Consider the following 11,304-nt stretch of genomic DNA (forward strand, 5'->3'; position numbering starts at 1 on the left):
CTGCGCCGTCACGCGAGGACGTCGAGGGCGGCGACGGCTCCGATCACCACGACGGCCGGGGCGCCGATGCCCTCCCGCGCGGCCGTCTCGGCGATGGCGTCGAGGGGTGCGCGCACCGTGCGCATGCTCGCCATGCCGGCGTCCGCCACGACGGCGGCGGGGGTGTCGGCGGCGAGCCCCTGGGCGATCAGCTCGGTCGCGACCGCCGGCAGCGTCGCGACGCCCATGAGGATGACGAGGGTCGTGCCGCTCCGAGCGAGGGCGCCCCAGTCGAGGGTGCTGCGCGGGTCGCCGGGCGGGACGTGCCCGCTGACGACGCTGAAGCCCTGGACGAGGTCGCGGTGCGTCACGGGGATGCCGGCGAGGGCCGGCGCGGCGACGCTCGACGTGATGCCGGGCACGACCGTGACGGGGATGCCGGCCGTCCGGCAGGCCTGCGCCTCCTCACCTCCACGGCCGAAGACGAAGTTGTCGCCGCCCTTGAGCCGCACCACGGTTCGCCCCCGCTGGGCCTGCTCGACGAGGATCGCGTTGATTCGCTCCTGCGGGGTGAACTCGCCCCGGGGGATCTTGCCGACGTCGATGATCTCGGCCCCCTCGGGTGCGTGCGCGAGGGCGGCGAGCGGCGCGAGCCGGTCGTGGACGACGACGTCGGCCCGCTGGAGGGCCTCGAGGCCCTGGATGGTGATCAGCCCGGCGTCGCTCGGCCCGCCGCCGACGAGAATGACCTCTCCGGCGCCGCTCCCCTCTGCGGGCACGGTCGCCCGCGCGGCGCGGATGACGACGTCGTATGCCGTGGGCTCGGGCTCCGCACGCAGCTCGATGAGTCCGCGCTCGGCGAGGTCCCGGACCGAGGTCGGCAGGTCGGCGGGGTCCGCGGGGGCGGTGACCGTGACGTGGGCGCCGTCGCGCAGCAGGGCGTGGATCGTGGCGCCGGCGTCGTGGGCGATCCCCGTCAGCAGGACCGACCGGCCGGTGAGGGAGAGGTCAAGGGACACGGTGACTCCTTCGGAGGTCGGTCAGGGCTTCGGCCAGGGCAGTGCTGACGTCGGGGGGCCGGACGGCGAGGCGGATCCACGTCGGGCCGAGGCCGGGGAAGGTCTCGCCACGGCGCACGGCGAACCCGCGCTCCGCGAGCTGCTCGCGGACCGACTGCGGACCGAGGGACGCGGTGTCCACCAGGACGAAGGGCGCAGCCGATCCCGGGACCGGCGGGAATCCGGCCTGCGTGAGCAGCTCGACCAGCACGGCTCGGTGCGTGGTGATGGTGCCGGCCTCGTCCGCCGCCGACCCGACCGCCTCAGGGGAGCTGCACGCAGCCATCGCCGCCAGGGCGGGAGCCGAGACGGACCACGGCGGCTGGACGGCCGCGAGACGGGCGACGAGCTCGGGATCGCCGACGACGTAGCCGGCTCGCAGCCCCGCCAGTCCCCACGTCTTGGTCAAGGACCTCAGCACCAGCACACCATGAAGGTCACGCTCGCGGAGCAGGGACTCCGTCTCCCCGGGGACCGCGTCCATGAAGGCCTCGTCGACGACGAGGACCCGTCCGTCCCGGCGCAGGGCGAGCAGGTCTGCAGCAGGGTGCAGGCGACCCGTCGGGTTGGTCGGGTTGCCCACGACCACGAGGTCCGGGCCGGAGGCGACCGTGGCCGGGTCGAGGCGGAAGCCGTCCTCGGGCTGGAGCAGGTGACGCTGCACGGAGTGCCGGGCGGCGCGCAGGGCCACCTCGGGCTCGGTGAACTGGGGGTGCACCACCAGGCACGGACGCGGCTCAAGGGCCCGGGCGAGCAGCGTGAACGCCTCGGCGCCACCGGCGGTCGGCAGGACGCAGGACGGGTCGACAGCGTGCCGGGCCGCGATCGCCTCACGGGCGGTGCTCGGGTCCGGGTAGGCGCCCAACCCGCCGATGGTCTCGGCGATGACCGCGGCCAGCCACGGGGGCGGCCCGCTGCGGCGGACGTTGACCGCCAGGTCCACGAGGCCGGGTCGGACGTCCCGGTCACCGTGGTGGAGCAGGTCGGGCTCGGGCGGCGAGGTCATCGGGCCGCCGTCCTCGCGGCGAACGCGTGGACCGCGTCGGCGAACCGGCGCGCCAGGGCTGGGTGCCCGGCCCAGTGCGCGTGCAGGTAGGAGGCATGCAGGGTCGGTGCGCCCGTGCCGGCCGGGTCGAGCGTGATGCCGTCCGGGCTGCCGTCGAGGAGCCACGCGGGCTCGGCGCCTGCCGTCCACTCGACCGTGGTCCGGTGGAACTCGTGACCCGTCACCCGGGTGCCCTCAGGGCCGAGGACCGACAAGCTGGGGGCAACGGCCGTCCGGTAGCCGAGCGTGAGGCGAGGACCCATGGCCGCGCGGCCCGGGACTGCACCGACCATCGGGTGGCCGTCCACCGACGCGCACAGGTAGAGCAGGCCGGCGCACTCGGCGACGGTCGGCAGGCCGGCCGTGACTGCCTCACGGATCGAGTGTCGCAGGGCGCTGTTGCCGGTCAGGTCCGCCGCGTGCACCTCTGGGAACCCGCCGCCGAGGTAGAGCCCGGCGGTGCCGTCGGGAAGGGAGGCGGAGCGCAACGGGTCGAAGGGCACGGGAGCGAGCCCAGCGGCATACAGCAGCTCCTCGGTCTCGGCGTAGCGGAAGGTGAACGCGCGTCCGCCCGCGACGGCGACGACGGGACGGTGGCCACCGACCGGCGCGGCACCGATGGCGGCGGCCGGATCCCACGGACTGCCGGTGAGGGGTGCGGCCGTGTGCGCGATGCGCAGGAGGGCCGCGAGGTCGACGTGCTCGGCGACCCGCTGCGCCAGGTGGTCGACGAGGGCGGCTGAGCCGTCGAGCTCCTCGGCGGGGACGAGGCCGAGGTGGCGGGACGGCGCCTCGACCCCCGCGTCCCGGGGGATGACGCCGAGCACGGGGACGCCCGTCGCCTCGACCGCTGAGCGAACCTCCCGGACGTGCCGCTCCGACGCGGCCTTGTTGAGGACCACGCCGGCGATGCGGGTGCCCGGGTCGAAGGTCGTCAGGCCGTGCACGATCGCGCCCGCGGTCCTCGACGTGTGGCTGATGTCGAGCACCAGGACGACCGGGCTGCGTGTCAGCGTGGCGACGTGTGCCGTGGACGCGAAGCCGTCGGCGCCGATCCGACCGTCGAAGAGACCCATCACCCCCTCGATGACGGCGACGTCCGTCGGGCCGTTGGCGCGGGCACCGTGGAGCAGGAGCGGCTCGACCAGGTCCTCCCCACAGAGGAACGGGTCGAGGTTCCTGCCCGGGCGGCCGGTGGCAAGGGCATGGAAGCCGGGGTCGATGTAGTCGGGGCCGACCTTGAAGCCCGTCACGTCCAGACCCTCCCGGCGGAGGGCGGCCATGATGCCCGTCGCGACCGTCGTCTTGCCGTGCCCCGAGGCGGGGGCGGCGACGACGAACCGGGGGAGGGGGTGGGGGCCCGGCGTGCTGCTCACCACTCGATCCCGCGCTGGCCCTTCTGGCCGGCGTCGAAGGGGTGCTTGACCTTCGTCATGTGGGTCACCAGGTCGGCCAGCTCGAGCACCGGCTCCGGACAGCGGCGGCCGGTGATGACGACGTGCTGCTGGCCCGGGCGCTCGGCGAGCGTGCGGACGACGTCGTCGACGTCGACCCAGCCCCACGTCATCGGGTAGGTGAACTCGTCGAGGACGTAGAGGCGGTGGGTCTCCGCCTGGATCCGTCGCTTCACCTCGGCCCAGCCCTCGGCCGCTGCGGCCGCGTGGTCGTCCTCGGTGCCCTCCTTGCGGGCCCACGACCAGCCGGACCCCATCTTGTGCCACTCCATCGGACCGCCCTTGCCGGTCTCGCGGTGCAGCTCGCCCAGCGTCTCGACGGCGGTCTGCTCGCCGATCCGCCACTTCGCACTCTTGACGAACTGGAAGACCCCGACCGACCAGCCCTGGTTCCAGCCGCGCAGGGCGAGGCCGAAGGCGGCGGTCGACTTCCCCTTGCCCTCGCCGGTGTGGACCATGACGAGGGGGCGGTTGCGGCGCTGGCGGGTCGTCAGGCCGTCCTCGGGAACATGCGTCGGCTGGCCCTGCATCAGGCGACCAGTCCTCTCGTGCGGGTCGGCTCGGGGCCGGCGGGGTGGGCGAGGGGGAGGGTGGCGATGGTGCGCCGGGACGCGCGGTCGCGGACGACGTCGGCGATCGTGGTGGCGGCGACCTCCTCCACGGGCAGGTGCTCGGCGCCGAGACTGGTCGCGAGCGTGGCGGCCAGGCCGAGGCGGAAGCGGCCCGTCTCGCAGTCGACGACGACGGAGGCGACCTGCTCGTCGCGCAGGCGGGCGGCGACGGCGCCGGCTCGGCGAACGGCGTCCGGACCGGCCGTGGCGCGTCCGTCCGTGACGACGACGAGGAGCGGCCGGCGCCTCGGGTCGCGGATCCGCTCGATGCGCAAGGTGTCGTGGGCCGCGAGCAGGCCTTCGGCGAGCGGCGTCCGGCCACCGTGGGCCAGGGCCTCGAGGCGTCGAGCGGCGACGTCCACGGACGACGTCGGTGGCAGGACGAGCTCGGCCCCGGTGCCGCGGAACGTGACGAGGCCGACCTTGTCGCGCCGCTGATAGGCGTCGAGCAGGAGCGAGAGCACGGCCGTCTTGACCGCTTCCATGCGGCGGCGGGCGGCCATCGAGCCGCTCGCATCCACGCAGAGGAGGACGAGGTTGGACTCGCGGCCCTGGCGGACCGGGCGGCGCAGGTCGGCCGCATCGAGCACGAGCGGGCCGTCGGTGCGGCCGCGGCGCTGCTGGTGACGGGCCGCTGCGCGGATCGTGGCCGGCAGGTGGAGGCCCCGGCTCGTGATGTCGCCCGGGTGGTCGGCGGTGGCGCCGATGGCGTGTCCCGTCGAGGTGATGGCACGGCTGCGCCGACCGGAGTCTCCCCGCCCGACCCCCTTGGCCGTGAGCACCCGGGCGCGATACGGACGCCCCGCGGCGGCCGTGGCGGTGCGGGAGGCGCCGGCTGGCTGACCGGGCGGGCCGTCGACCGGGTCCTCCGCGGGCGCCGCGCCCTCGGTGGGCGGCGGGTCCGCGGAGGGTGCCGCGTCCTCGGCGGCCGAGGACGGTTCCTGCCGGGTGCCGTGGGCGGCACCCTCGGGCTCCGAGCCGTCCGGTGTGGCGTCGTCCCGACCGGAGGTCTCGTCACCCCTGCCGGGCCCTGAGTCGTCCGGGCCGTCGGAGGGGCCGTCGTCCGGGCCGTCGGAGGGGCCGTCCGGTGGGTCGTCCGGTGGGTCGTCGCCGAGGATGCGGTCGAGGAGGTCCTCGTCGAGGCCCGGGGCGTCGAACGGGTTGCGGCGCCGACGGTGCGGCAGCGCGAGCCTGGCCGCCGCGCGGACGTCGGCCCGGCCGACCGTGGTGCGTCCGGTCCAGGCGGCGTGGGCGATGGCAGCTCGCGCCGTGACGATGTCGGCGCGCAGGCCGTCGACCTCGAAGGCGGCGCAGACCTCGGCGATGAGGGTGAGCATCGCGTCGGGCAGCTCGACCTGGGCGATGCGTGAGCGTGCCTCCGCTATGCGACGCCGCAGGGCTTCCTCGTCCGCCGCGAAGCGAGCGACGAAGGACTCGGGGTCGGCGTCATGGGCCAGCCGGCGCCGCACCACCTCGGCGCGGGCGGCCGGTTCGCGGGGGGCGGACACCTCGACGGCGAGCCCGAAGCGGTCCAGCAGCTGGGGCCGCAGCTCGCCCTCCTCGGGGTTCATCGTGCCGACGAGGACGATGCGCGCCTGGTGCGAGACGGAGACGCCGTCGCGTTCGACGGTGCACCGCCCCATGGCGGCCGCGTCGAGGAGGACGTCGACGAGGTGGTCGTGCAGGAGGTTGACCTCGTCGACGTAGAGGATGCCGCGGTTCGCCGCGGCGAGCAGGCCCGGCTCGAAGGCCGCGACGCCGCGTCCGAGGGCCTGCTTGAGGTCGAGGGACCCGACGACGCGGTCCTCGGTCGCCCCGACGGGGAGCTCGACGAGGCGAGCCGGTCTCGTGGCCGGCTCTGCGGCAGCGTCATGGGGTCCGTCGGGACAGGCAGGGTCGCTGGCGGCCGGGTCGCACCCGAAGCGGCATCCTGCGACCACCGACTGGTCGGGGAGCACGCCGGCCAGGCCTCGGACCGCGGTGGACTTGGCCGTCCCCTTCTCACCGCGGACGAGGACGCCGCCCACCCCGGGAGAGACCGCCGTCAGGACGAGCGCGAGGGCCAGGTCGTCGGAGCCGACGATGGCGGAGAAGGGGTAAACCTGCACGACGAGCCTCCTGCGGGTGCCTCGCCCGCGTGGTTGACCGGACCGGGCCCGGCGGGCACGGCCAGCGCGGGGAGATGTCCTGGCTTCCACCCGACTCGGTCGTCGGGATGGTTCACAGTGGCGGGACCGCTCCGGACTTGCACCGGATTCCTCTCCTCGCGCCGGGACGCAGTCTGGCAGAACTCGGGGACTCGGGTGTAGCCGGCCCGCCTTTCGGCGCTAGGGTCAGCGCCGTGATCGAGGTCGTCGGAGTTGCTGCTGAGGGTGTGGTGTCGCTGCCACCCGAGTCGCGGGCGGTGCTCGACGACGCCGAGGTCGTGCTCGGGGGACCCCGTCACCTGGCGATGCTGGAGGAGCGTCCGGGACGCGAGCTCATTCCCTGGCCCTCCCCACTGAAGGCGAACCTGGCTGCTGCGCTGGCCATGGTCGCCGGCCGGCGGGTCGCGGTGCTCGCGAGTGGCGACCCGCTCCTCTCCGGTGTGGGGGCCACGCTCGTCGAGCTCCTCGGCCCGGACGCAGTCACCATTCGTCCGGCGGTGTCCTCGGTGGCCCTGGCCCGCGCGGAGATGCGTTGGAGCGCAGAGGACTCCGACGTGGTGACTCTCGTCGGTCGTCGTTATGACAGCCTCCGTCGGCACCTGTCCCCGCGGGCCAGACTCATCACGCTCACGTCGGGCGACGACGCCCCGGCACGGGTGTGCGAGGTGCTCACCGAGGAGGGCTACGGAGCCAGCCGCGTCACGGTGCTCGGGGACCTGGGCACCCCCAAGCAGTCCCGCATCGAGGGCATCGCGGACGACTGGGACGAGGGCGCCGCGCCGCGCCTCCACCTCATGTGCATCGAGTGCCTCCCCGACCCGGGATCGGTGTCGCGCTCGACCGCGCCGGGACTCGACGACGCGGCCTTCGACCACGACGGACAGCTGACCAAGCGGATCCTGCGCGCCGCCGCGCTCGCCCACCTCGCCCCACAGCCCGGCGACGTGATGTGGGACCTCGGGGCGGGGGCGGGTTCGATCGGCATCGAGTTCGCCAGGCAGCATCCGCGCAACCGCGTGCATGCCGTCGAGCGCGACCCGGAGCGAGCTGCCCGCATCCGCGCCAACGCGGACCGGCTCGGGGCGCCGGGCCTCGAGGTCGTCGTGGGCAGCTCCGCGGACGCCACCGGGGTCCTGCCCGCGCCCGATGCCGTCTTCATCGGCGGCGGCGCGAGCGGCGCCGTGATCCGGTCCGCCTGGTCGGTGCTCCGGCCCGGCGGCCGGATGGTGGTCCACGCGGTGACGGTCGAGACCGAGATGACGCTGCTCGCCGCGCACCGCCTCCATGGCGGCACGGTGAGCCGCATCTCCGTCGAGGACCTCGAGCCGATCGGCTCGTTCACCGGCTGGAAGCCGTCGCGGACCGTCACCCAGTGGGCCGCGACCAAGCCGCGGCCGCACCCGGAACCGGAGGTCGGCTCGGAGGTCGGCTCGGAGGTCGGCTCGGAGGTCGACGGCTCGTGACCGTCCACTTCATCGGTGCGGGGCCGGGCGCCGCCGACCTGCTGACACTGCGCGCCGTGCGGCTCCTGTCGGAGTCCCCGGTGTGTCTCTATGCGGGGACCTACATCGGCGACGAGGTGCTCGGGCACTGTCCGGACGGCGCGACACTCGTCGACACGGCCAACCTCCACCTCGACGACATCATCGCCCACTGCGTCGCGGCCCACGAGCGTGGCGAGGACGTGGCCCGTCTCTGCTCTGGGGACCCGTCCCTCTACTCGGCCGTGGCGGAGCAGACCCGCCGTCTCGACCGGGCCGGCGTGCCCTGGGATGTCACACCCGGCGTCCCCGCGTATGCCGCCGCGGCCGCTCTGGTCGGCCGGGAGCTGACGGTGCCCGAGGTCGCCCAGACGGTCGTGCTCACGCGCGCCCAACGGGACTCGACGAAGATGCCGGAGACCGAGTCGCTGGCGCACTTCGCCCGATCCCGCGCCACACTCGTGCTGCACCTGGCGATCCGGCGCACGCGTGAGCTGGCGGCGTCCCTCGTCGACGACTACGGCGCGGACTGTCCCGTCGTCGTCGTCGCCAACGCCGAGCAGCCGGACCAGCAGATCCTCCGGGGGACCCTGACCGACATCGGAGCCCAGGTGGAGGCTGCGCAGCTGCGGCAGGCCGCCGTCATCATCGTGGGTTGGGCCCTGGCTGCAGAGGAGTTCGCGGAGTCGCACCTCTACGGGACGAGAGTGCGGCCTCCACGGGGGTGACGGGGTCGCCCGGCGACGTGCCATACTCGCCGGACCCACCTGTGCCAGCGCACGGAATCCGGTGAGAGTCCGGGACGGTCGCGCCACTGTGACCGGTCGCTTCGCGTGACCGGGAGTCAGATACGAGCCTGGCATGGCTGTTCCAGTGGACGCGTCATCCAGGAGAGAACTGTGCACATCGCTGAAGGCTTCCTGCCACCGCTGCATGCGGCGGCCTGGACCCTCGCCGCCGCCCCCTTCGTCATCCACGGCGGTCGAGCCGTCGCCAGGGAGCGGCGCGAACGCCCCGAGACGACACTGCTGCTCGGAGCCGCCGGAGCTTTCACCTTCCTGCTCTCGGCGATCAAGCTGCCCTCGATCACCGGGTCCTCGAGCCACCCGACCGGCGTAGGGCTCGGTGCCATCCTCTTCCGCCCGCCCGTCATGGCGTTCCTCTCGACCGTGGTGCTCCTCTTCCAGGCGCTGCTGCTGGCCCACGGCGGCCTGACCACGCTGGGCGCGAACGTCTTCTCGATGGGCATCGTCGGACCGTGGGCCGCCTACGCGGCCTGGTGCAGCCTCCGCCGGCTCAACCGGACGGCAGCCATCTTCGTGGCGGTGGCCCTGGCGGACCTCGCGACCTACGCCGTCACCTCGACCCAGCTCGCCCTCGCCTTCCCGGACCCGGCCACGGGCTTCGGTGGATCGCTGGTCAAGTTCCTCGGTGTCTTCGCGGTGACGCAGGTCCCGCTCGCAGTCGTGGAGGGTCTGCTGGCCATCCTCGTGCTGCGTGTCCTCGGCGACATCGCCAGGCCGGAGCTCGAACGGCTCGGCGTCCTGCCGACCGCTGCCCCTGCGCCGGAGGCGGTCCGATGAGCCGCCGCGCCGTCAACGGCCTGCTCATCCTGGCCATCGTCGCCGTCTTCGGCGTCGCCCTGGTCCTCGGCACGGAGCGCGGCGGCGGGGGGCCGGACTCCTTCGCGGGCTCCGACTCGCAGGCCATGGAGCTCGTCGAGTCGACCAACCCCTCCTATGCGGCGTGGTTCGAGCCGCTCTTCAGGCCGGAGTCCAGCCAGGTCGAGTCCGGGCTCTTCGCGCTCCAGGCCGGCCTCGGCGGGATCGCGCTCGGCTATCTCGTGGGCCGGCTGCACGAGCGACGCCGCAGACCCGTCCAGGTGGCCGGCGAGCCGGTCGAGACGGCAGAGCAGGCATGACCACGGGCTTCCCGCTCGACGACGCGGCCTGGGCCTCGCCGTGGCGACACCGTGCGGTGGGGGAGAAGCTGCTCCTCTCCGGCGGACTCCTCGCCGTCACCGTCTCCCTGCCGGCGTGGCCCGGCTCGGTCCTCGCCGCGGCCACGGCACTTGTCGTCCTGCTCGGCCCGGCGAGGGTGGCGCCCGGCGTCCTCGCCCGCGTGGTCGCCGCACCGCTCGCCTTCATCGTGGTCGGCGCACTCTCGGTGCTCGTGAGCCTCCAGTGGGAGGCGGGGCCGGCTCTGGCGGTGACGGACGAGACGCGACGCACGGCCCTGAGCCTCCTGGGCCGGGGCACGGCCGGCACGCTCGGCGTCCTCGTCATCGCGGCGACGACGCCGATGGTGGACCTGCTCGGAGCCCTCCGTCGACTCCGCGTGCCAGAGGCCTGCATCGACGTCGCGGCCCTGGTCTACCGGCTCGTGCTCGTCCTCTTTGCCACGCTGTTCCAGATGGGCGAGGCGCAGGCGGCCCGCCTCGGCTACCGGGACCGCCGCACGACCCTCCGCAGCTCTGCGGCACTCGGCGCCGGTCTGCTCCTCCGGTCGTGGGACCGGGCCCGGCGCCTCGAGGAGGGACTGGCCGGCCGCGGGTACTCCGGAAGCCTGCCCTCCCTGGATCCGACTCGCCGGACGTCCGTGCCGTTCGTGGCAACGAGCCTCGCGACGGTCGGCGTCATCGCCGTCACCTCTCTCGTCGCAGGGGGGTGGTGACATGGGCCACCTCAGCCTCACCGCTCGCGCCGTCTCCGTCTCCTACGGCGGCCGGGCCGTGCTCCGGGACGTGTCCATCAAGGTCGACGCCGGGTCCCGGACCGCGCTCCTCGGCGCCAACGGATCGGGCAAGACCACCTTGCTCCGTGTGCTCTCCGGGGCGCTGCGGCCGGATGCCGGGGAGGTGCACGTTGGACCGGATCTCCTGCGGCACAACCGCGCCGGCCTCATCGCGCACCGTCAGCGGGTGCAGCTCGTCCTGCAGGACCCCGACGATCAGCTCTTCGCCGCCGATGTCACACGCGATGTCTCCTTCGGCCCGCTCAACCTGCGCCTGGCCGAGGACGAGGTCCGCTCCCGGGTCGACGAGGCTCTGGACGTCCTCGGCCTGCAGGAGATGGCCCAGCGTCCGACCCACCAGCTGTCCTTCGGCCAGCGCAAACGGGTCGCCATCGCGGGAGCCGTCGCGATGCGGCCCTGTCTCCTGCTGCTGGACGAGCCGACCGCCGGTCTCGACGCCACCGGGGTCGACGAGATGCTGACGGCCCTCCAGCGCCTCGAGGAGTGGGGGACCACCGTGGTGCTGTCCACGCACGACGTGGACTTCGCCCTGGCCTGGGCCACCCAGGTCGCCGTCGTCGATGATGGCCGGGTGCACCAGGGACAGCCGCACGCTCTGCTCGGCGACACGGAGCTGCTGGCCCGCGCCCGGCTGCGCAGCCCCTGGGTCCTCGAGCTGGCGTCCCGTCTCGGGACGCGCGGCACCGGAGAACCGCCGCGCGACCTCGAGTCCCTTGTCGCCCTTCTCACCGACCGCGCCCCGAGCGTCCCCGCGGTTTGAGGTGGAGCGCCGACG

General features: G+C 74.1%; 11 protein-coding genes and 2 riboswitches. Of the genes, 6 read left to right on the forward strand and 5 right to left on the reverse strand.

The genetic code is table 11. The annotated features are described in order from the left end of the window. Positions 1 to 8: 8 nt before the first annotated feature. From cobA to OO014_RS06490, 5 genes are read right to left on the reverse strand one after another with little or no spacing between them, the layout of a single operon-like run. Complete coding sequence (gene cobA / locus OO014_RS06470; protein WP_272461469.1) at positions 9 to 998, reverse strand: uroporphyrinogen-III C-methyltransferase; 990 nt, start codon at positions 996 to 998, stop codon at positions 9 to 11. Beyond that, positions 988 to 2,043: an Rv2231c family pyridoxal phosphate-dependent protein CobC gene (cobC, locus tag OO014_RS06475; RefSeq protein ID WP_272461470.1), complete on the reverse strand. Its 1,056-nt coding sequence runs from the start codon at positions 2,041 to 2,043 to the stop codon at positions 988 to 990. The genes cobA and cobC overlap by 11 nt, the downstream gene beginning before the upstream one ends. Then, a complete protein-coding gene (locus OO014_RS06480; protein WP_272461471.1) occupies positions 2,040 to 3,458 on the reverse strand; it encodes a cobyrinate a,c-diamide synthase in 1,419 nt (472 codons plus the stop codon). The genes cobC and OO014_RS06480 overlap by 4 nt, the downstream gene beginning before the upstream one ends. Beyond that, positions 3,455 to 4,069: a cob(I)yrinic acid a,c-diamide adenosyltransferase gene (gene cobO / locus OO014_RS06485; protein WP_334685033.1), complete on the reverse strand. Its 615-nt coding sequence runs from the start codon at positions 4,067 to 4,069 to the stop codon at positions 3,455 to 3,457. Before cobO ends, OO014_RS06480 begins: the two co-directional genes overlap by 4 nt. Then, positions 4,066 to 6,255 (reverse strand): putative cobaltochelatase, encoded by a 2,190-nt coding sequence (locus OO014_RS06490; RefSeq protein WP_272461473.1) that lies wholly within the window; start codon positions 6,253 to 6,255, stop codon positions 4,066 to 4,068. Before OO014_RS06490 ends, cobO begins: the two co-directional genes overlap by 4 nt. Positions 6,256 to 6,306: 51 nt before the next feature. Then, a riboswitch (cobalamin riboswitch) is annotated at positions 6,307 to 6,448 on the reverse strand. 40 nt (positions 6,449 to 6,488) lie between these two features. Here OO014_RS06490 and cbiE point away from each other — a divergent pair. The 6 genes from cbiE to OO014_RS06520 all read left to right on the forward strand — a co-directional run bounded on the left by cbiE (position 6,489) and on the right by OO014_RS06520 (position 11,289). After that, positions 6,489 to 7,757: a precorrin-6y C5,15-methyltransferase (decarboxylating) subunit CbiE gene (gene cbiE / locus OO014_RS06495; RefSeq protein ID WP_272461474.1), complete on the forward strand. Its 1,269-nt coding sequence runs from the start codon at positions 6,489 to 6,491 to the stop codon at positions 7,755 to 7,757. Beyond that, positions 7,754 to 8,503: a precorrin-4 C(11)-methyltransferase gene (gene cobM, locus OO014_RS06500; protein ID WP_272461475.1), complete on the forward strand. Its 750-nt coding sequence runs from the start codon at positions 7,754 to 7,756 to the stop codon at positions 8,501 to 8,503. The genes cbiE and cobM overlap by 4 nt, the downstream gene beginning before the upstream one ends. Before the next feature lie 53 nt (positions 8,504 to 8,556). Then, positions 8,557 to 8,627, forward strand: a riboswitch (cobalamin riboswitch). 47 nt (positions 8,628 to 8,674) lie between these two features. After that, on the forward strand, positions 8,675 to 9,358 hold the full coding sequence (locus OO014_RS06505; RefSeq protein ID WP_272461476.1) for an energy-coupling factor ABC transporter permease: 684 nt from the start codon (positions 8,675 to 8,677) through the stop codon (positions 9,356 to 9,358). After that, the gene (locus tag OO014_RS06510) at positions 9,355 to 9,696 is read left to right on the forward strand and encodes an energy-coupling factor ABC transporter substrate-binding protein (protein ID WP_272461477.1); all 342 of its coding nucleotides are present in this window, start codon (positions 9,355 to 9,357) and stop codon (positions 9,694 to 9,696) included. Before OO014_RS06505 ends, OO014_RS06510 begins: the two co-directional genes overlap by 4 nt. Next, positions 9,693 to 10,448 (forward strand): cobalt ECF transporter T component CbiQ, encoded by a 756-nt coding sequence (gene cbiQ, locus OO014_RS06515; RefSeq protein ID WP_272461478.1) that lies wholly within the window; start codon positions 9,693 to 9,695, stop codon positions 10,446 to 10,448. Before OO014_RS06510 ends, cbiQ begins: the two co-directional genes overlap by 4 nt. Position 10,449: 1 nt before the next feature. Continuing rightward, positions 10,450 to 11,289 carry an energy-coupling factor ABC transporter ATP-binding protein gene (locus OO014_RS06520; RefSeq protein ID WP_272461479.1) on the forward strand — a complete coding sequence of 280 codons (840 nt, stop codon included), beginning with the start codon at positions 10,450 to 10,452 and terminating at the stop codon, positions 11,287 to 11,289. The last annotated feature ends 15 nt before the right edge of the window (positions 11,290 to 11,304 follow it).

The organism is Intrasporangium calvum (genome assembly GCF_028446585.1).
GTDB classification, from domain to species: domain Bacteria; phylum Actinomycetota; class Actinomycetes; order Actinomycetales; family Dermatophilaceae; genus Intrasporangium; species Intrasporangium calvum_A.